This is a genomic window from Bradyrhizobium sp. WBOS07, assembly GCF_024585165.1.
Lineage (GTDB): Bacteria > Pseudomonadota > Alphaproteobacteria > Rhizobiales > Xanthobacteraceae > Bradyrhizobium > Bradyrhizobium japonicum_B.
Genome location: NZ_CP029008.1, coordinates 6,527,242 through 6,545,566, shown reverse-complemented (window position 1 = coordinate 6,545,566; position 18,325 = coordinate 6,527,242). Strand labels below are relative to the sequence as shown.

At 65.2% G+C, this 18,325-nt stretch carries 19 protein-coding genes; 4 read left to right on the top strand and 15 right to left on the bottom strand.

What is annotated here, in order from left to right:
* The first annotated feature begins 62 nt into the window (after positions 1-62).
* A complete protein-coding gene (locus DCM79_RS30915; protein ID WP_257177799.1) occupies positions 63-1,040 on the top strand; it encodes a tripartite tricarboxylate transporter substrate binding protein in 978 nt (325 codons plus the stop codon).
* Positions 1,041-1,630: 590 nt separating this feature from the next.
* Here DCM79_RS30915 and DCM79_RS30905 read toward each other — a convergent pair.
* Entirely contained in the window at positions 1,631-2,770 is a 1,140-nt protein-coding gene (locus tag DCM79_RS30905) for a mechanosensitive ion channel family protein (protein WP_257180902.1), read from the bottom strand.
* Positions 2,771-2,897: 127 nt separating this feature from the next.
* On the opposite strand from DCM79_RS30905, the gene DCM79_RS30900 reads away from it, so the two are divergent.
* On the top strand, positions 2,898-4,148 hold the full coding sequence (locus DCM79_RS30900) for a DUF763 domain-containing protein (protein ID WP_257177798.1): 1,251 nt from the start codon (positions 2,898-2,900) through the stop codon (positions 4,146-4,148).
* Positions 4,149-4,182: 34 nt separating this feature from the next.
* Here DCM79_RS30900 and DCM79_RS30895 read toward each other — a convergent pair whose 3' ends face one another.
* From DCM79_RS30895 to DCM79_RS30870, 6 genes are all read right to left on the bottom strand, one after another.
* A complete protein-coding gene (locus DCM79_RS30895; RefSeq protein ID WP_028135713.1) occupies positions 4,183-4,425 on the bottom strand; it encodes a hypothetical protein in 243 nt (80 codons plus the stop codon).
* Between the two features lie 64 nt (positions 4,426-4,489).
* The gene (locus tag DCM79_RS30890; RefSeq protein WP_257177797.1) at positions 4,490-4,690 is read right to left on the bottom strand and encodes a hypothetical protein; all 201 of its coding nucleotides are present in this window, start codon (positions 4,688-4,690) and stop codon (positions 4,490-4,492) included.
* 14 nt (positions 4,691-4,704) lie between these two features.
* Positions 4,705-4,890, bottom strand: coding sequence for a hypothetical protein (locus DCM79_RS30885; RefSeq protein WP_257177796.1), 186 nt, complete (start codon positions 4,888-4,890; stop codon positions 4,705-4,707).
* A 99-nt stretch (positions 4,891-4,989) separates the two neighbouring features.
* Positions 4,990-6,261, bottom strand: a complete 1,272-nt coding sequence (locus DCM79_RS30880) for a cytochrome P450 (protein WP_257177795.1) — start codon at positions 6,259-6,261, stop codon at positions 4,990-4,992.
* Positions 6,262-6,347: 86 nt separating this feature from the next.
* Positions 6,348-6,626, bottom strand: a complete 279-nt coding sequence (locus DCM79_RS30875; RefSeq protein WP_257177794.1) for a hypothetical protein — start codon at positions 6,624-6,626, stop codon at positions 6,348-6,350.
* Positions 6,627-6,766: 140 nt separating this feature from the next.
* Complete coding sequence (locus DCM79_RS30870; protein ID WP_028135708.1) at positions 6,767-7,540, bottom strand: ferredoxin--NADP reductase; 774 nt, start codon at positions 7,538-7,540, stop codon at positions 6,767-6,769.
* A 159-nt stretch (positions 7,541-7,699) separates the two neighbouring features.
* On the opposite strand from DCM79_RS30870, the gene DCM79_RS30865 reads away from it, so the two are divergent.
* Entirely contained in the window at positions 7,700-8,896 is a 1,197-nt protein-coding gene (locus tag DCM79_RS30865; RefSeq protein WP_028135707.1) for an amidohydrolase family protein, read from the top strand.
* Between the two features lie 126 nt (positions 8,897-9,022).
* Complete coding sequence (locus tag DCM79_RS30860) at positions 9,023-9,712, top strand: hypothetical protein (protein ID WP_257177793.1); 690 nt, start codon at positions 9,023-9,025, stop codon at positions 9,710-9,712.
* Between the two features lie 166 nt (positions 9,713-9,878).
* On the opposite strand, the gene DCM79_RS30855 is transcribed toward DCM79_RS30860, so the two are convergent.
* From DCM79_RS30855 to DCM79_RS30820, 8 genes are all read right to left on the bottom strand, one after another.
* Positions 9,879-10,334 (bottom strand): MarR family winged helix-turn-helix transcriptional regulator, encoded by a 456-nt coding sequence (locus tag DCM79_RS30855; RefSeq protein ID WP_028135705.1) that lies wholly within the window; start codon positions 10,332-10,334, stop codon positions 9,879-9,881.
* A 13-nt stretch (positions 10,335-10,347) separates the two neighbouring features.
* Positions 10,348-11,052: an ABC transporter ATP-binding protein gene (locus DCM79_RS30850; protein WP_257177792.1), complete on the bottom strand. Its 705-nt coding sequence runs from the start codon at positions 11,050-11,052 to the stop codon at positions 10,348-10,350.
* Positions 11,049-11,840 (bottom strand): ABC transporter ATP-binding protein, encoded by a 792-nt coding sequence (locus DCM79_RS30845; RefSeq protein ID WP_257177791.1) that lies wholly within the window; start codon positions 11,838-11,840, stop codon positions 11,049-11,051. The genes DCM79_RS30850 and DCM79_RS30845 overlap by 4 nt, the downstream gene beginning before the upstream one ends.
* Positions 11,837-13,726: an ABC transporter permease gene (locus DCM79_RS30840; RefSeq protein WP_257177790.1), complete on the bottom strand. Its 1,890-nt coding sequence runs from the start codon at positions 13,724-13,726 to the stop codon at positions 11,837-11,839. The genes DCM79_RS30845 and DCM79_RS30840 overlap by 4 nt, the downstream gene beginning before the upstream one ends.
* A gap of 160 nt (positions 13,727-13,886) precedes the next feature.
* A complete protein-coding gene (locus tag DCM79_RS30835) occupies positions 13,887-15,089 on the bottom strand; it encodes an ABC transporter substrate-binding protein (RefSeq protein WP_257177789.1) in 1,203 nt (400 codons plus the stop codon).
* An 84-nt stretch (positions 15,090-15,173) separates the two neighbouring features.
* Complete coding sequence (locus DCM79_RS30830) at positions 15,174-15,758, bottom strand: amino acid synthesis family protein (protein ID WP_126261219.1); 585 nt, start codon at positions 15,756-15,758, stop codon at positions 15,174-15,176.
* 15 nt (positions 15,759-15,773) lie between these two features.
* Positions 15,774-16,670: a UPF0280 family protein gene (locus tag DCM79_RS30825; protein ID WP_257177788.1), complete on the bottom strand. Its 897-nt coding sequence runs from the start codon at positions 16,668-16,670 to the stop codon at positions 15,774-15,776.
* Positions 16,667-18,124: a 6-hydroxynicotinate reductase gene (locus DCM79_RS30820; protein ID WP_257177787.1), complete on the bottom strand. Its 1,458-nt coding sequence runs from the start codon at positions 18,122-18,124 to the stop codon at positions 16,667-16,669. Before DCM79_RS30820 ends, DCM79_RS30825 begins: the two co-directional genes overlap by 4 nt.
* Between the last annotated feature and the right edge of the window lie 201 nt (positions 18,125-18,325).

The following is an 18,325-nucleotide window of genomic DNA, read 5'->3' as shown; positions in this document are numbered from 1 at the left end:
GCGTCCGGGACGGCATGGAGACCGCCGCTCGGACGCGAATGCCTACAAGGAGTGCTGGGAAAATGCTGGGTTTGAACAAGACGATCGGCGGTCTGATGCTGGGTGCCGGTCTGCTGCTGGCAGGCGGCGCGCAAGCCGCCGACAATTATCCAAGCAAGCCGGTGCATATCCTGGTCCCCTACGCCGCGGGCGGTGCGGTCGACGTGCTCGCGCGTACGCTGGGACAGGCGCTGGCGAAAAGCTGGGGCCAGCAGCCGGTGGTTGACAATCGTCCCGGCGCTGGCGGCATCGTTGCCTCGCAAGCGCTGACGCAGGCCGCACCCGACGGCTACACGCTGATCCTCGTCGCGAGCGGCCACCCGCTCAACCAGTTCATCTATCCGAGCGTACCCTACGACACGTTCAAGGACTTCACGGCGATCACGGAGGTCGCCTCCTCTCCGCTCGCGATCGTGGTGGCCAAGGACAGTCCCTACAAGACGCTCGGCGATCTCCTGGCGGCCGCGAAGAAGGAGCCGGACAAGCTCTCCTACGGCATGTCAGGCAACGGGACGTCCGCGCATCTGGCCGGCGAGCTGTTGAAGTACATGTCCGGCACCAAGATCGTCTCCATTCCCTATAAGGGCGGCGCGCCGGCGCTGACCGCGGTGATATCAGGCGAGATCCCGCTCAGCATCAATCCGCTCGCCGAAGCGATCGGCCAACTCGATGGTGGCCCGGTGCACGCACTCGCGGTGACCTCGGCCGAACGCTCGAAGGCGTTGCCGAACGTGCCGACGGTCGCGGAGTCCGGCGTGCCCGGCTACGACGTCTCCGTCTGGTGGGGCGTCCTCGGACCGGCCAAAATGCCGCCAGAAATCGTGGCCAAGCTCGAAACCGACCTCAAGGCGGCGCTGCAGGATGCGAATGTGCAGTCGACGCTGGGGAAGATCGGCGCAACTCCAGTCGGCTCGACGTCCAAGGAGTTCGATGCCTACATGCACGCCGAGGCGACCAAATGGGAGCCAGTGCTGAAGGCTGCCAACATTCGCGCGCAGTGAAGCGCGCAAGCCCTTTGATCCGCTTTTAGCGCGCGTGCCGGCGCAGAGAGTGCGGCGACACGTGGCGCGCGGGACTCGATACTTTCCGCGCACTTTCATTCCGGTTGCTGCAAATCAACGCAACAGCCTGGTTCACGCTGCCGCTGATCCTGCTCCCCTGACCGGTCTGTGCCTGGCGTTCGGCCTGACGTTCCAAGCTGGAACTGCTCCGGCCGCAACCGGTCGCCCTCTGGCCCTGACGGACGCGGTCCGCATGGTCGCGGCCTCGCACGAGCTGTCGCATCTGATCTCGATCGGCACGCGCGGCGGCCGCATGATGGCAAGACTCTATGACGGCGGCGAGTTGCGCGCCTATGCCGTCACGTCGTCCGGGGCCGCACCCCTGCCGCGCAACTGGCCGCGCCTGATCCACGAGGGAAACTGGTCGGCCCTGATCGCCGCGCCGCTCAATGTCGTGACGTCGATCGCTGCTGATCCTGCTGTCGACCGGCCTGCTGATCTGGGCGCGGCGGACATTGCGCAAGCGGCGACCGCGCGCGCCAGGGCCGGCCGACGCGACAACGGTCGGCGCCGGCTAATCACGCGGAGAGTCAATTGCGCGCGCCCGCCCGTACCTTCTCCGGTGCGCCGCGCTGGAGGAGATCGCCATCGTTGTCGGCCGAGGGGATCAGGATCGCGCGATCGCGCGGCAGCGCTTCCGGCATCTCGTCACGGATGAAGGCGATCAACTTCTCTCGCGTCTCGCAGCGCAGATCCCAGGATTGCGGTGCGTTCCGTGCGCTGACCAGCGCGCGCAGCTCGATCGTGCGCGCATCCGCGTCAATCACCTGAAGATTGACGACGGCCCCGTCCCACAGCTTGGACTGCTTCACCGCCTCCTCCAGCCAGCGCCGAATGCGCGGAACGTCGGCCCGATAGTCGACGTGAAGCGCGATCACACCGATCAGGGATGCAGTGTCGCGGGTCCAGTTCTGAAACGGCTTCTCGATGAAATAGGACAGCGGCACCACCATGCGGCGCCAGTCCCACAGCCGGATCACGACATAGGTCGCGGCGATATCCTCGATCCAGCCCCACTCGTTCTCGATGATCACCGCGTCCTCGATGCGGATCGGCTGGGTGATCGCGATCTGCAAGCCCGCGATCAGGTTGCTCAGCAGCGGCCGCGCCGCAAGGCCGACGATGATACCGGCGGCGCCTGCCGAGGCGAACAGGCTGACGCCGTATTGCCGGACCGAATCGAACGTCATCAGAGCGGTCGACACCGTGATGATGACGATGATGGTGTCGGTGACGCGCTTGAACACGCGGACTTGCGTGACGTGCTTGCGCGCGACGAAATTTTCGGTGACATCGCGGAAATTCTGCAGGTAGCGCGCCGCGCTCATGTCGACGATCCTGATCGAGATCCAGCCGATCAGTGCGATGACGGCGACGACGAACAGGCGCATCATCGGCGTGCGGATCGTGTCGTCGAGCGGCGCGAGCGGCAGGACCAGAGCGACGGCCGCCAGGCACAGCGCCAGCTGGGCCGGGCCGGACGTCCGCTCGATGAACACGCTCAGCAGCGGCAGGCGGGTGCCAAAGGCCCGGTTAAGCAGCCATTTGGCGATCCGGTAAAACGACAGTGCAAGGAGGATTGCTGCCGCAACGAGGCTGAGGCCGATGAACCATGACGGTATCCAACCGAACATCCCGTCGATGTCGGCCAACACGGCCTGCCAATGCATCGCCATTCCCCAATTTGCTCTGCGATAGCCGGCTCAACGCCTCTCGGCCGGCTTCGCTCCCCCGCCCTGTGCAACGCAGCATCCCATAGGTGCAAGTGTCGCCGAACTGGGCTAGTTTGGAACGCTCATGACTCGACGTAGCGGCAGCGCCGATCTTCCCCTGCACACCGGACGGGTTCCGCCCTGGCTGGCGAGCCGCATGGCCACGCTTGGGTCGATCGTCACACAGGCGATCGTGCATCATTACGGCCGCGATGCATTTCTGCAGCGGCTGTCCCATCCATTCTGGTTCCAGTCGTTCGGCGCCGTCATGGGAATGGACTGGCATTCCTCCGGCATCACGACGTCCGTGATCGGCGCGTTGAAGCGCGGGCTGGCCCCCCTCCAGGACGAGCTCGGGATTTATGTCTGTGGCGGCCGGGGCCAGCATTCGCGCAAGACACCGGACGAGTTGATGCAACTCGGCGAGCGCGTCGGATTCGACGGCGCAAAGCTGACCCGCGCCAGCCGCCTGGTGGCGAAGGTCGACAGCGCGGCCGTGCAGGACGGCTTCGACCTCTATCTCCATGGCTTCTTCGTCGCCGCCGACGGCAAATGGACGGTGGTGCAGCAGGGCATGAACGGCGACAAGCGCCAGGCCCGCCGCTATCACTGGCATTCCGAAGCGCTGAAGAGCTTCGTCGACACGCCGCATAGCGCGATCGACGGGCCGCAACAGGGCGAGATCGTCAATCTGACCGACCATCGCGCCGACGTCTCGCGCACCGCGCAGCTCGATCTCCTGGATGATCTCGGTCCCGATCGCATCGTCTCCGAATTCGAACGGCTTGTCGGGACTGCGTCCGAGCCGGCCCAGGCCATGCTGCCGCATCTGATCATGCCCGCACATCACGACGTCAGACCGAAGGACGTATTCGCGCGCCGCCTGCACGGCACGCTGGCCGCCGCGGCCGAGCGCGGCCCGGTCGACTTTCCCGAATTGCTGCTGACGCCCGGCGTCGGCGCCCGCACCGTGCGCTCGCTGGCGATGGTCGCGGAGGTCGTGCACGGCGCGCCCTATCGCTTTGCGGACCCGGCGCGTTTCTCGCTCGCCCATGGCGGCAAGGACCGGCATCCCTATCCCGTGCCGATCAAGGTCTATGACGAGACCATCCGCGTGCTGAAGGGCGCGATCCAGGGTGCCAAGCTCGGGCGTGAGGAAGAGATGCAGGCGATGAAACGGCTCGACGATCAGGCCCGGCGGCTGGAGCGGACTGCGCGCGGGCCTTCGGTGGAGGCCTACATCGCCAATGAGCGCGCCGCCTCGCCCGATCTCGACGGCCGCTCCGTGTTCGGCTGGGAACGCGACCTCGCGCTCACAAAAAAGCGGACCGGCTAAACGCCGGTCCGCTAGTTGGTCGGGAGAAACGCTGTCAGGTCTCGTCGGTCTCCGGCTTCTCGTCGAGCCGGTTGGCGGCGTGATCCTGATATTGTTCGGTCTGGATGGTCTTGCCGTCCATGCCGCGGATGTCCGAATGCTGCTTCTTGTCGCGGTTGGACAGGACCATGTTGTCGCCGATCATCTCCTTGGGGATTTCGGTCATGCCGCCAGTGCCGTCGCCCTTGCCGTGCATGCCGGATCTGAAATGCGTCTTGCTGCCGTGCCCACCTGGCATCGGTTTCTCCTCTTGCAGTGAACCGCTTCGTCTTCCGTTGCGGGTGTCGCATTGGATTCGGTCTTTACCTGCCTCCACCCTTGCCCGCGTCATCGTGCGCGTGATGCGAGTCGTGCTCGCCTCCGCCGCCCGAGACACGGCTATGATTGCGCTGCGAATTGTCGGCCGGCGGCTTCTTCACCTCCAGCGGCGCCTTCGCGTTCTCGTGTGAGGCGCCGGGGCCGCCTTGGCGGATGCTGTTCGGGGTCTTGGTGGATGTCGACATGGATGTCGCCCTCCTCAACGATCCTGCTGATAGCCCTGATTGGTCGTGTTCTGCTTGATGTTGCCCTGCTGTCCCTGCTGGTCCGGATTTTCCGCACGCTGCTGGCCATGCGGCGTCTGATCAGGGGACATCTGCTTGCTGTCGCCGGTTCCCTTGCGGCTCTGATTTTCCGGCGGAACAGGTGGCATCTTGCTGGTCATGATCTTGTCTCCCGTTCGAACGTGCGAGAAGACAACAGGGCGAGCGGCACACCGTTCCTGGACGATGTGCGACAAAGATTTTCCAAAGGGAGACTTGCGTCAGCCCGCCGCAGTAGGGGAACGATCAATGCTTGCTTCGCTGCACGCAGTCATCTGTGTTCCCCGGCCCTCGGCCGTGACTGGAAGCGTCGCGATCGCACGCAAGCCCGGCCGCTTGCGCCAGTGGACCTCGGCCGGATCGACGGCCAGGCCAAGTTTCGGCCAGCGCACGAACAGCGCTTCCAGCGCGCAGGCCGCCTCGATGCGCGCGAGCTGGTGGCCGAGGCAGAAATGGATTCCCGTTCCGAACGAGAGATGGCGGTTCGGCTTGCGCTCGAGATCGAGCCGCTCCGGATGGTCATGCATCGCCGGATCCATGTTCGCGGCGGCGAGCATCACCATGACTCGATCGCCCTTGCTGAGACGTACGCCTTCGACCACGACATCCCGCCGGACATAGCGCGGCTTGGAGAACTGCACGGGGGAGACGAGGCGCAGGAACTCCTCGACAGCGAGCCCGATGCGGCTCCAGTCCTGCTCCAGCCAATCGCGCAAGTCCGGGCTTCTGAGCAGCTCGTAAGCGGAGCCGCTGATGAGATGCGTGGTGGTCTCCGACCCCGCTGCGAGCAGCAGAAAGACCATCGAGACCATTTCATCCGGCGTGATCTGGCCGCCCTCGCGCTCGACCTGGACCAGCTCTGCGATCAGCCCCTCGCCGCCATGTTCGCGCGCAATCTGCAATTGTCGACCCAGATAGGCGCGCATCTTGCGGAACGCGAACAGCAGGCGGAAGAAGCTGACGACGTTGGTCAGCGAGGACATCGTATTGGCCCAGGCGATGAAGCGGGGACGATCGGCCAACGGCAACCCGAGCAACTCCGAGATCACCGCGAGCGGCAGGATGCGCGCGTAGCGCTGGACCAGATCGGCGGGACTTCCCGCCGAGAACAGCTCGTCCGCAAGACCGTCGGCGATGGCGCGGATGCGCGGCTCCATCGCGACGATCGCGCGGCGGCGAAAGGCCTCGTCCACGATGCTGCGCAGCCGGGTGTGATCCGGCTCGTCCATCGTCAGCATGTTGTTGGCGATGGTCCTGACGTAGCGCGGCATCCACCAGCGCAGACCGGCGACGTCGCCATCTTCCTTTCGCAACGTGAAAGTCGCGCCGTCCTTCAGGATCTGCGCGGTGGCGTCATGAGTCGTGGTGATCCAGACGTCGCCGACGAGAGGGAATCGTGTCGCAACCACGGGCCCGGACATGCGCAGCGTCGCAATGGCCTTGGGCGGATCGCGAAAGAAGGCCTCGCTGGTGAAATCGAGGCGTACACTCATGGGATCCCGGACTGATTGCTGGCGTCTCACCCAGATGGTGCGTGGCGCGGCCGGCGCAAGGGGAGCGAACGCCTCGGTCGAGGCGTCTATCCGCGCTCCGGCGAACGCTGCCCTGTCTTGCGCTGCTGTTGCGTATAGGCGTCCCAATGGCTCCAACTGCCATTGCTGAGGCTCTGCAGGTCGGTTGCGAGCGGACGGCGCGTGCGCTTGTCGTGATCGGCGATGACGCGCTCGGACTGCGCAATCTTGCGCTTGATGTCCGCGACGGCCTTCTGGGTCTGGCCGTTCCGCTTCGACGAGGCGATCTCCCCCATCGTGAAGCGCGCGGTCTCGAGCGCCTTTAACTCGGCGCGATTCTTCCTCAACTGAACCCGGTGTCAGGCGATGTTGCTGTCGCTGTCCGCAACCATGTGGGAACTCCGCTGATTCGCTCCCACAGTGTATCAAGCGCCGAATCGGCGCCGCAACGCCTGCCCGACGGCGAAAATACGGTCTTTCTGCGGACTTAGCGCTCGGCGAAGGCCTTTTCGACCACGAACTGGGCCGGCTCGCCGTGATTGCCCTCGACGAAGCCGCGCTCGCCCAGGAGCACGCGGGTGTCCGCCACCAGCGCGGGGCTGCCACAGATCATGACGCGGTCGTGGGCGGCTTCCAGCACCGGCAGGCCGATATCGCTGAACAGCTTGCCCGAGGTGATCAGATCGGTGATGCGGCCGCGATTGCGGAAGGGATCGCGGGTCACGGTCGGGTAATAGATTAGCTGCTCGCGGATATATTCGCCGATCAGCTCGTCCTGCGGCAGCGTCTGGGTGATCATCTCGCCATAGGCGAGCTCCTTGACGTGCCGGCAGCCATGCAGCAGCACCACCTTCTGGAACCGCTCATAGGTCTCGGGATCCTTGATCACGCTCAGGAACGGCGCAAGGCCCGTGCCGGTGCCGATGAGGTAGAGATTGCGCCCCTCCTCCAGATTGTCGATCACGAGCGTGCCGGTGGCCTTGCGGCTGACGATGATCTCGTCGCCTTCCTTCAGGTGTTGCAGCCGCGACGTCAGCGGGCCGTCCGGCACCTTGATCGAGAAGAATTCCAGCGTGTCCTCGTAATTGGCGCTGGCGACGCTGTAGGCCCGCAGCAGCGGCTTCTCGCCGACCTTGAGCCCAATCATGGTGAATTCGCCGTTGCGGAAGCGGAAAGTCGGGCTGCGGGTGGTCTTGAAAGAGAACAGCGTGTCGGTCCAGTGATGGACGCTCAAAACGCTTTCCTGATTGAAATTGCTCATCTCACCTTCCCTGTCGCGTCAATTGCGGTCTTCGAGGCGGGCCAGCTATGCGTCGTTTGTACACGATCATTCGTATACTAATGAATAATCCGGCTTGATCCCGCGGTCAAGGCTGCCCAAGATTGGAAGCGTTGCAGTTAGGAATAAGGAGCCCTTTCCATGGCGCATGACGCACCCCAGGCCGCCGGACCCTCCAAGCTCGTGATCCGGAACATCGGCCTGATCCTGTCCGGCGCCTTGGAAAAGCCGATCCTGGACGGCGACACCATCGTCGCCGAGAACGGCAAGATCACCGCCATCGGCCGCTTCAAGGACGTCGATATCGAGGGCGCGACCACCATCGTCGACGCCCAGGGCACCACGGTGGCGCCGGGCCTGATCGACAGTCACGTCCACCCCGTCGCCGGCGACTGGACGCCGCGGCAGAACCAGATCAACTGGATCGACAGCTATCTCCATGGCGGCGTTACCACCATGATCTCCGCCGGCGAGGTGCACATGCCCGGCCGTCCCCGCGATGTCGTCGGCCTCAAGGCCATGGCGGTGTTCGCCCAGCGCGCGTTCTGGACCTTGCGTCCCGGCGGCGTGAAGGTGCACGCTGGCGCGCCGGTGATCGAATGCGAGATGGTCGAGGAAGATTTCAAGGAGATGGCCGCCAACGGCGTCAAGCTGCTCGGCGAGGTCGGCCTCGGCGGCGTCAAGGACGGCCCGACCGCGCGCAAGATGGTGGGGTGGGCGCGCAAATACGGCATCCAGAGCACGATCCACACCGGCGGCCCCTCGATCCCCGGCTCCGGTCTGATCGACAAGGACGTGGTGCTGGAGGCCGACACCGACGTGGTCGGCCACATCAACGGCGGGCACACCGCCCTGCCCGACGACCAGATCCGCTGCATCTGCGAGGGCTGCAAGCGCGGCCTCGAGCTCGTGCACAACGGCAATGAGCGCTCGGCCTTGTTCACGCTGCGCACCGCGCGGGAAATGGGCGACCTGCACCGCGTCATCCTCGGCACCGACGCGCCCGCCGGCTCCGGCGTGCAGCCGCTCGGCATCCTGCGCATGGTCTCGATGCTGTCCTCGCTCGGCGATCTGCCGGCCGAGATCGCGTTCTGTCTCGCCACGGGCAACACCGCGCGGATGCGGCAGCTTGATTGCGGCCTGATCGAGGTCGGCCGCTCCGCCGACTTCGTCATCATGGACAAGGCGCAGCACTCGCCCGGCAAGAACATCCTGGAGAGCGTCCAGCTCGGCGACCTCCCCGGCATCGGCATGACCATCATCGACGGCATCGTGCGCACCCAGCGCAGCCGCAATACCCCGCCGGCCGGCAAGGTGCCGGAGGTGGTGGCGAAGTGACCCCAGGCGGAGCGGCCAACCGCTCCGCATCGTCCCTCGAAGGGTTTGAACAAGTTTGCGGCCTGCTGCGTCTAACGCAGGCAGCCCTCGGCGGCGGCAGTTCATTGCTGGACCATCGAGGCAGACATGAAAAGCTCATCGCGAATAGCCGTCGGCGTTGCCGGCGCGGTGGCGGGCTATATCGCCACTTTTGTGCTGCTGTCCTTCTTCGATTTTGGCAACCGGGCGGACCCGATCACATCGGGTCTGCTGGGACTGTTCGTCTACTCTCCCATCGGCGCAATCGCCGGCGCGGTGCTCGCAAGCTGGCTGGTGACGCGCCCAGAGACGGACGCAAGCAACGGAAGCGTCGCCCGCACCAGTCTGAAGTCGCTTGGTATCGTCGCACTCTTCTGCGTCGCAGCCGCCGCTGCTTACCTCGCTTACGCCTACGCGACCGCGACGCCGTGGCTCAATCCGAACGCGGCCAATCCTCTTCTCGTGTTCGAGGTTCGTTTTCCGGCGGGAGTAACGGTGCCGGCGTCAGCACAGGGCATCAGCATCGAATTGCAGACCGACCTAAACACCATGCCGGGCGAAGTGAACCCGACCGCCTTCTATCGCGACGGCGACCAGCCTGTCATCGCAGGCGAGGTCGAACTCGCCTTTCGAACCTCCCACCGTCAACTCGCCGTGAGCATCCAGGGCCAGCCGACCCGAATCTATCCGATCGACTTGACGGCCCGTGCCCCGCATACGCCGGAGTTCGGAACGTGGCGGCGGCTTAGCGATGGCAGCGAAATCCGCTACCGCGCCAAATGGCCGGGCAAGACATGAACCTCGAGAGCGGCACTCTTTTGGAATTCCACGACGCACACAGATCTGCGCCCCTTGTCCAGCTGCCGTAGGGTGGGCAAAGGCGCAAAGCGCCGTGCCCACGATCCCTTGCCGATTGAGAAAGATGGTGGGCACGCTGCGCTTTGCCCACCCTACGGCACCGTCGCTACCGCAGCTTGTTCAGCAGCGCCATCAACGTCTCGCGCTCTTTCGCGTCGAGCGGCGCCAGCGTCTCGCGAGTGATCGCCAGCGCATTGGGCGCCAGCTTCTCCGCGAGCTGCTGGCCGGCGCGCGTCAGGCTTACCAGCAAGCGGCGGCCGTCTTCGGGATCCTGACTGGTCTCGGTCAGGCCGCGCGCGGTGAGGCGGTCTATCACGCCCTTGATGGTGGCGACGTCCATCGCGGTCAGGCGGCCGAGCTGGTTCTGTGAGCACGGACCGGTCTCGGCGAGCTTGGACAACGCCGCCCATTGCGTCGGCGTGAGATTGGTACCGATGTCGCGGGCGAAGATCGAGCTGTGGCGCTGCCAGACCTGGCGCAGGATGAAGCCGACCTGCTCGTCGAGCACGTAAGGCGGTTTTGCCGGTTTGACGTTCTTCTTCGCCGTGACGCTTCTCGCCATCCGTTCCCCGCCCCTACAACGACAGATGCGCGTCGCGGATATCAGGACGCGCGTCGAGCTCGGCCATGGTGCCGCCGAAGCAGATGCGCCCGCGCTCGATGATGTAGGCGCGATCCGAGATCAGCCGCGCGAAATGCAGGTTCTGCTCGGAGACGACGATGCTGACGCCTTCCTTCTTCATGGTCAGGATGGCATCCACCATCTGCTCCACGATCTTCGGCGACAGGCCTTCCGAGGGCTCGTCGAGCAGCACCAGCGAGGGATTGCCCATCAGCGTACGCGCGATGGTCAGCATCTGCTGCTCGCCGCCGCTCATGCGGCCACCCGGACGGTTCTTCATCTCACCGAGATTGGGAAACAGCGCGAACAGCTTTTCGCGCGTCCAGTGCGGCGCGTTCGCACGTTTCGGCTGCTTGCCGACTTCGAGATTCTCTTCAACCGTCAGGTCGGTGAAGATACGCCGCTCCTCCGGCACATAACCGAGCCCCTCGCGCACGATCTCGTGGGTCGGCTTTGCCGAGACATCCCTTCCCTCGAACATGATGCGGCCGGTTCGCTGTGCGACGAGGCCGACGATCGAGCGGAACGTGGTCGACTTGCCGGCGCCGTTGCGCCCGAGCAGCGCGACGACCTCGCCCTCGCCGACCTCGAAGCCGATGTCGAACAGGATATGGGCCGGGCCGTAATGGCTGTTGAGGTCCTGCACCGTGAGCTTCATGCCGAGGTCCCCTCGCGGTGGCGGGCGTCGTAGACCAGGCCCTCGCCGAGATAGACCGCCTGCACCTGCGGATTGCCGCGCACCTCGGCCGGCGAACCCTCGGCGATCAGCGCGCCGCGGTTGAGCACGATGATGCGGTCGGCATGCTCGAACACCACGTCCATGTCGTGCTCGGTGAAGAGCACGCCGATCGATTTCTCCCGCGCGATCTGCGCCGTCAGCCGCATCAGGTCGACGCGCTCGCGCGGCGCCATGCCGGCGGTCGGCTCGTCCATCAACAAGAGCTTGGGCTGGTTGGCGAGCGCCACCGCAAGCTCGAGCCGCTTGAGGTCGCCATAGGCGAGCTCGCCGCAGGGTCGATCCGCATAGCCGCCCATGCCGACCAGCTCGAGTAGACGGCCGGCCTCGTCGCGGTCGAACTTGGGTGCCGAACCGAACGGATTGAACAGCTGCCTCTCGTGCGAGATCAGCGCGACCTGCACGTTCTCGCGCACGGTCATGGTGGCGAAGGTCGCGGTGATCTGGAAGGTGCGCCCGACGCCGAGCCGCCAGACATCGCGCGGCTTTCTGCCGGTGATCTCTTCGCCGAGCAGGCGAACATGGCCGCTATCGGGCTTGTTCTGACCGTTGAGCATATCGAAGCACGTGCTCTTTCCCGCGCCGTTCGGCCCGATCAGTGCCAGGATTTCGCCTGATCGCAGCGAGAACGACACCCCGCGCACGGCATGGATGCCGCCATAGGATTTGGTCAGACCTTCGACCGCAAGAAGTGGGGGTGCAACGCTCATTCGGCAGACTCGATCGGCTTGGCAAGCAGAGGTGAGGCCGGCGGCGGCGCTTTCCGGCGGCGCTGCGCCAACGTTTCCAGCATGCCGACGATGCCCTTGGGAAAGACGACGACGATCAGCATGATGAAGCCGCCGAGCACAAGCTTCGACAGATCGGTCTGGCTGACCAGCCAGATGTTGAGCGCCTTGTAGACGATGGCGCCGATCACCGCGCCCGACACCGTCTCGACGCCGCCGAGCAGCACCATGACGAGCGCATCGACCGACAGCGAGATGCCGAGATTATCGGGGAAGACGCTGCCCTTGAGGTAGGCGAACAGCGCGCCGCCGATGCCGGCAGTCGTGCCAGCAATCACGAAGGCGGTCCATTGGATGCGCTTGGCGTCGATGCCGATCGCTTCGCTGCGCAGCAGAGAGTCGCGCGTGGCGCGAAGCGCGTAGCCGAATGGCGAGAACACCATGGCCCGCAGCGCGATGGTCACCAGCGCCGCAACGCCGAGCGCCAGCCAATAGAAGTGCGACGGGCTCGCCGCCCACGTCTCCGGCCAAACGCCCAGGATGCCGTTGTCGCCGCCTGTCACGCTCACCCATTGGAACGCGATCGACCAGACGATCTGTGCAAAGGCCAGCGTCAGCATCGCAAAGTAGACACCGGAGAGCTGCACGGCAAAGAAGCCGAACACGGCGGCGCCCATGCAGCCCAGCAGCGGCCCGAGCAAGAGGCAGACGAGCATCGGCAGCCCCGCCATCTTGGCGAGGAATGCGATGCCATACGCACCGAGGCCGAAATAGGCGGCATGGCCGAACGAGGCGAGCCCGCCGACCGACATCAGGAAATGCAGGGAGACCGCGAAGATCACGAAGATCGCGATCTCCGAGCCGACGGTCAGCAGATAACTGCCGGCGAACAGCGGCAGCGAGGCTGCGACGGCAAGCGCCGCAAGCGCCATCAGCCGCTCGTTTGCCGTCAGCGGCCGCCAGGGATTGACGGTGAGGCCCGGCGTCTTGCGCGCGGGCGCCTCCGGCTTGCCGAACAGGCCCCAGGGGCGCACGATCAGCACCACCGCCATCACCAGGAAGACCAGGATGATCGAGATCTTCGGAAAGATCAGGATGCCGAAGGCATTGAGCTCGGAGACCAGCACCGCCGCGACGAAGGCGCCGATGATGCTGCCGAGGCCGCCGATCACGACGACCACGAAGACCTCGACGATGATGCGCAGATCCATGGCGTGATGCACGGCATCGCGCGGGATTTGAAGGGCGCCGCCGAGCGCGGCGAGGAAGACGCCGACCGCGAACACCGATGTGAACAGCCACTTTTGATTCACACCGAGCGCCGCGACCATGTCGCGGTCCTGAGTCGCCGCGCGCACCAGGACGCCCCAGCGCGTGCGCTGGAACAGCAGCCAGAGGATACCGAGCACGACGGGTCCCAGCACGATCAGGAACAGGTCGTAGGTTGGAATGTTCTGGCCGAAGAAATCGATGGCGCCCCTGAAGCCCGGCGCGCGGCGGCCGACGAGATCGTCGGGCCCCCAGACCAGCACCACGAGATCCTCGACCATCAAGGTCAGGCCGAAGGTCGCGAGCAGCTGGAACAATTCCGGCGCATGATAGATGCGGCGCAGCAGCACCATCTCGACGATGACGCCGATGACGGCCACCGCGAGCGCCGCCAGCACGATGCTGCCCCAGAAGCCGAACGCGCCGGACAGGCGCTCGGTGAGCGTGAAGGCGATGTAGGCGCCGATCATGTAGAAGGCGCCATGCGCGAAATTCACGATCCGCGTCACGCCGAAGATGATCGACAGGCCCGAGGCCACCAGGAACAGCGACGCCGCGCTGGCGAGACCGGTCAGAAACTGTACGACGTAAAAGGCCATCGGCGGTCCGGGTTGAGTGATGTCGTAGGGTGGGTTAGCCCAGCGACAGCGCGGAGCGCTGTCGCCCGGCGTAACCCACCATCTCTCGTGTGTGCCGCAGAAGGTGGTGGGTTACGCCTTCGGCTAACCCACCCTACGCAGCGGAGTCCGGAACGGCTCTTTAGTCCTTCGGACGCAGCTTCGCGACCTCGGCATCACCCGGCAGATAGTCCGCGCCCTTCTTGTAGGACGAATCCACCATCACGCCCTTGCCGTCCTTCAGCGCGGTCTTGCCGACGAAGGCACCGAGCGTGGACTGGTGATCGATCTTGCGGAAGGTGATCTCGCCGAACGGTGACGGCATGGAGAGCCCTTCCGCGGCCGCGATCAGCTTCTCCGGGTCGGTGGAGCCGGCCTTCGTCAGGATTGCCGCTGCCGCCTTGATGGTCTGGTAGCCGACGATCGAGCCGAGGCGCGGATAATCGTTGTACTTGGCCTGGTAGGCCTTCAAGAACGCGTCGTGCTCAGGCGTCTTGATCGAGTACCAGGGATAGCCGGTGACGATCCAGCCCTCGGGCGTCTCGTCCTTGAGCGGATCGAGATATTCGGGCTCGCCGGTCAGGAACGAGACGACCTCGCGTCCCTTGAACAGGCCGCGGGTGTTGCCTTCACGCACGAGCTTGACGAGATCGGCGCCGAAGGTGACGTTGAGGATCGCTTCCGGGTTGGCGGCGGCAACGGCCTGCACCACGGGACCTGCGTCGATCTTGCCTTGCGGCGGCCATTGCTCGTCGACCCACTGGATGTCCGGGCGCTTCTCCGACATCAGCTTCTTGAACACCGCGACCGCCGACTGGCCGTACTCATAGTTCGGCGCGATCGTCGCCCAGCGCTTGGCCGGCAGCTTGCTGGCGGCTTCCACCAGCATCGCGGCCTGCATGTAATTGGAGGGGCGCAGGCGGAAGGTGTATTTGTTGCCCTTCGACCAGGTGATGGCGTCCGTCAGCGGCTCGGCCGCGAGGAAGAACACCTTCTTCTGGTTGGCGAAGTCGCTGACGGCAAGGCCGATATTGGAGAGGAACGTGCCGGCAAGCATCGCAACGCCCTCGCTCGACACCAGCTCGTTGGCCGCGGTCTGCGCGTCCGCCGGCTTGCCGCCGTCATCCTTGGAGACGACGACCAGCTTCTTGCCGTTGATGCCGCCGGCTGCGTTGACCTCCTCGACCGCGAGCTGCCAGCCCTTACGATAGGGCTCGGTGAACGCCGGCAGCAGCGAATAGCTGTTGATCTCGCCGATCTTGATGTCCTGCGCCATGGCCGAATGAGCCATGCCGCCTGCCAGGAGCGCGAAGGCCGCTCCCACAAAAATGTTTCTCGCTCGCATCCCAACCTCCAGTTTTTGAACTCTTTGACGTCGTCAGCGTGACCTTGTCGGGAAGGCTGTGCCCGCCTCCCCGGTTCTCAAACCCTATCTCAGACCGTCTTCGCCCTTGATCTCCGCGACCGTGAGCCCGCCGACGCGCGGCAGCGGACGGCCGCTGTCGGTGACGGCGACGGCGACCATGATCTCGTTGGCACGCGGCGCATCGTTGATCTGCACCTCCATGCCGTCGAAATGACTGCGCACGAAGGCCGCATCCTTGTGCCCCAGCGGAATGTCGAGCGTCGTGCCCGGCCCGCTGCGCTTCTTCGACGACGGGATCAGCGCCGCACCCTTGCTCAGGACCTTGCGCACCGGCGCCCCCATCTTGGGATGCAGGATCGCGGCGGCATGTTCCAATTCGCCGTTCTCGCCGACGGCCGCGGCCTTGCCGTAGCTCTGCGCCTTCGCGCCATCGATGCCGAGCGCAGCCACCGCGCGCTTCGACAGCAATTCGCCCAGCTCCTCGCCGATCGCGATCAGCGGCGAGAGATCCTCGACATATTGTCCAGCGAAGGGATTCTCGATCACGGCGATCGCCGCGGCACGCCGGGTCGGCGGCGAGACCTGGCGCCCCATTTCCATCTGCGTCTCTTCGACGACGGTGACGATCTTGCGGATGATCGCGCTCATGTTTCGCTTCCCTGGTCAGGCACAGACCGCGTCTTTCGGCAGACGCGGGCGCGTTCGTTGCTCTTTTATATCCTTAGGTCCGATGACAAGCATATCACCACAAAGCTGCAACACGGCACCCTCGATCAAGCCGCGATCGAACAATTGACGTGCACATTCCGCGCCAGATTCGAGGGCGGCAGCGATCTCGCTCCGTGACAATTCACCGACATGCCGGGTGACAAGACGCGCGCCGAGATCGCTGTCGGGCTGAAGCTCGCAGGCCGGTTGCCTGACGATGGCAGGATGCCCGGGCAGATCGACGGCATTGGCGATGACCGTCGCCGCAGCATCGGCCTGCGACGCCGTCGCGGCCAGCACCGTCACCGCATCGGCGATCCCGAGAGAAAAGCTCCGGCCGTGACGCCCGCTGGTCGCAATGCCCCCGACCTGGTCATCCGCATCGACCCGCATCGTCCGCATCACGCCGTCACCATCGGGGCGATCCATCAGGCCAATCGAAAAATGCTCGCCTCTCCCGAGATGCAGAGCGATGTCGCCGCCATTATTGACATAGGCCCGATCAAGCGTCGCAGCGCCCAGCATGGCGCCGAGGATCTCCTCGGCCACGCTGCCGGCAACGGCGGCCATCGGCGTGATGAAGCCATCGGCGGCAAAGGGCGCGACAGCCGCGTGCATCCGGCGCGCCACCACGCCGCCCAGCGAGGTCCGCGCCTCGGCCGCAGCGCGTAGCGCCGGCAGCTCCGCGCAGAGTTCGTCGAGCAATCCGGTGAACCGCTGCGCCGCGGCCTCATAGGCCGCACGCACCGCGTCGGCACGCCCCCTCGCCTCGATGATCAGGTCGATCGGTCCGTCCTGCAAATGCAGCCGCCGGCCATCAGACAGCAATGCGATTTGCGGGAGCCTGGTCATGCCCGCGGCCCCGGAATCGGGTTCACCCAGGGCAGCTGGCGGACATCGTCGCCGTTCTGCACCTCGGACAGCGGCTTCACGTAATCCATGTGGCCGCCGAGCGCGGCATAGTCCGACAGCTTCATCGTGAACTCGATCGGCGCGACCAGCGCCGGGGTCGGAACGTACCCGAAAGCCCCCGCCGGCATCTGCGTCACATCGACCATGTAGGTGATGCCGCCGCCGGGCCAGACATAGACCGGCGCACCGCCGCTGGTGACGCGCGTCAGCGCATCCTTCACCGAGCGCGTCAGCCGCACCGGATTGTCGGTGACGCCGGCGCGCAAGGAGCCTCCGGCCCCGGCCATGAACAGCACGGTGCACAGCGCCGGCTCGCAGTTCTCCTGGATGCGCTCGACCGAGAACTTCAGGTCGGCAGGCATCTCGGTCTCGACCGGCTTCAAGGCCTCGTCGAGCACGTAGTAGGACGAGTGCTCACCGGTCGTGGAGACCATCAGCATTGTCAGACCGGGGCGGGCTTCCCTGGCATCGAATGGCCCGAGGATCGCTAGCGGATCGGAAATGTTGGTGCCGCCCCACCCCGTGCCGGGATCGGCGACCTGAAAATAGCGGCCCGGCGTCGAGCGCCGGCCCTTCATCTTGATGCCGGTGTCGGCGATGTCGAGCAGCTTGCCGGCCTGGTGTTCGCTGAGCACGCCGGTGATGTGGTCGTCGACCACGACAACCTCGTCAACCTTGCCATGCCATTGCTTGGCGAACATGCCGATCGTCGCCGAGCCGCAGCCGACGCGCATGCGCTCTTCCCTGACGCCGTTCACGATCGGCGGCTGGCCGGCCTGCACCACCACCGTGGCGCCGCCGTCGATGGTGAGCTCGACCGGCCTGCAATTGGCGAGGTCCATCAGCGTATCGCAGGTGACGCGGCCCTCCTTCTTGGAGCCGCCCGTCAGGTGATGCACGCCGCCGAGCGACAGCATCTGCGAGCCGTATTCGCTGGTGGTGACGTGGCCGACCGCCTCACCCTGCGCGCGCACGGTCGCGGTCTCCGGACCGAGATAGCGGTCGGTGTCGATCTTCACCTTGACGCCGCAATAAGAGAAAATGCCCTCGGTGACCACGGTCACCATATCGACGCCTTCGACCTCGGCGGACACGATGAACGGCGCCGGCTTGTAATCGGGATAGGTGGTGCCCGCACCGATCGCCGTCACGAAAGTGGAAGGCTCGTGGACGATCTTGCCGTCCCAGTCTTCGGTGCGGCTGAACGGAACCAGCTTGCCGCCATGCGAGACGGTGCGCTCCAGGATCACGTGCGGATCGACGCGGACGAGCTTGCCGTCGTGGTTGGCGTAGCGGTCGCAGGCACCCGCCGCGCCCGGCTTGATGTAGCACATCACCGGACACGCATCGCAGCGGATCTTGTCGATGGCGGCGCTCGTCGTTTCAGTCACCATGTCGGAGCCAGCTGGCGCGGGTTATCATTCGTATACGAACGATGTTGCGCGCGGTCGCCTCCGACTGTCAAGCGGCGGTGCAGTGCAAAAGATGCAGCTGCCGCATAAAGCCTCATTTGCCCATCCGCTCTGTCCACAAACAAGGCAGCTGCGTTGCACTGCGGCATGCATGGCTTGCACGTTTGTGTACAAACGGTATCG

Coding starts and splice junctions, on each gene's coding strand:
- DCM79_RS30880 (WP_257177795.1), bottom strand. CDS start 6,261: ATGAGTGTACGCCTCGATTTCACCAGCGAGGCCTTCTTTCGCGATCCG.
- DCM79_RS30825 (WP_257177788.1), bottom strand. CDS start 16,670: ATGACCAGGCTCCCGCAAATCGCATTGCTGTCTGATGGCCGGCGGCTG.
- DCM79_RS30840 (WP_257177790.1), bottom strand. CDS start 13,726: ATGGCCTTTTACGTCGTACAGTTTCTGACCGGTCTCGCCAGCGCGGCG.
- DCM79_RS30890 (WP_257177797.1), bottom strand. CDS start 4,690: ATGTCGACATCCACCAAGACCCCGAACAGCATCCGCCAAGGCGGCCCC.
- DCM79_RS30885 (WP_257177796.1), bottom strand. CDS start 4,890: ATGACCAGCAAGATGCCACCTGTTCCGCCGGAAAATCAGAGCCGCAAG.
- DCM79_RS30895 (WP_028135713.1), bottom strand. CDS start 4,425: ATGCCAGGTGGGCACGGCAGCAAGACGCATTTCAGATCCGGCATGCAC.
- DCM79_RS30870 (WP_028135708.1), bottom strand. CDS start 7,540: ATGAGCAATTTCAATCAGGAAAGCGTTTTGAGCGTCCATCACTGGACC.
- DCM79_RS30900 (WP_257177798.1), top strand. CDS start 2,898: ATGACTCGACGTAGCGGCAGCGCCGATCTTCCCCTGCACACCGGACGG.
- DCM79_RS30855 (WP_028135705.1), bottom strand. CDS start 10,334: ATGGCGAGAAGCGTCACGGCGAAGAAGAACGTCAAACCGGCAAAACCG.
- DCM79_RS30835 (WP_257177789.1), bottom strand. CDS start 15,089: ATGCGAGCGAGAAACATTTTTGTGGGAGCGGCCTTCGCGCTCCTGGCA.
- DCM79_RS30865 (WP_028135707.1), top strand. CDS start 7,700: ATGGCGCATGACGCACCCCAGGCCGCCGGACCCTCCAAGCTCGTGATC.
- DCM79_RS30850 (WP_257177792.1), bottom strand. CDS start 11,052: ATGAAGCTCACGGTGCAGGACCTCAACAGCCATTACGGCCCGGCCCAT.
- DCM79_RS30860 (WP_257177793.1), top strand. CDS start 9,023: ATGAAAAGCTCATCGCGAATAGCCGTCGGCGTTGCCGGCGCGGTGGCG.
- DCM79_RS30820 (WP_257177787.1), bottom strand. CDS start 18,124: ATGGTGACTGAAACGACGAGCGCCGCCATCGACAAGATCCGCTGCGAT.
- DCM79_RS30845 (WP_257177791.1), bottom strand. CDS start 11,840: ATGAGCGTTGCACCCCCACTTCTTGCGGTCGAAGGTCTGACCAAATCC.
- DCM79_RS30915 (WP_257177799.1), top strand. CDS start 63: ATGCTGGGTTTGAACAAGACGATCGGCGGTCTGATGCTGGGTGCCGGT.
- DCM79_RS30830 (WP_126261219.1), bottom strand. CDS start 15,758: ATGAGCGCGATCATCCGCAAGATCGTCACCGTCGTCGAAGAGACGCAG.
- DCM79_RS30905 (WP_257180902.1), bottom strand. CDS start 2,770: ATGCATTGGCAGGCCGTGTTGGCCGACATCGACGGGATGTTCGGTTGG.